Annotated in this window: 1 protein-coding gene; it reads left to right on the forward strand. The window is 45.3% G+C overall.

Going from position 1 to position 373, the window contains the following annotated elements; genetic code table 11:
• On the forward strand, window positions 1-249 hold a 249-nt coding region (locus CIL05_RS22510), incomplete at its 5' end, for a hypothetical protein (RefSeq protein ID WP_095657547.1).
• Window positions 250-373 lie beyond the last annotated feature (124 nt).

Consider the following 373-nt stretch of genomic DNA (forward strand, 5'->3'; position numbering starts at 1 on the left):
CTGGGCATACTAGCGGTAATTCCAGCTCCAATAGCGTATATTAATGTTGTTGCAGTTAAAAAGCTCGTAGTTGGATTTCTGATGGGATCGGCCTGGCTCCGAAAGGGGTCGCACGTGGTCTGTCCGGTCATCCTCGAGGGGAGGCCTTCTGGCATTAATTTGTTGGGGGGTCGACGCTCGTCGTTTACTGTGAAAAAATTAGAGTGTTCAAAGCAGGCTTATGCCGTTGAATACATTAGCATGGAATAATAAGATAGGACTTTGGTGGTCTATTTTGTTGGTTTGCACGCCGAAGTAATGATTAATAGGGACAGTTGGGGGTATTCGTATTCAATTGTCAGAGGTGAAATTCTCGGATTGTAGATGCTAACTC

The sequence above is a fragment of the Virgibacillus profundi genome (assembly GCF_002287375.1).
GTDB classification, from domain to species: Bacteria; Bacillota; Bacilli; order Bacillales; family Amphibacillaceae; genus Virgibacillus_K; species Virgibacillus_K profundi.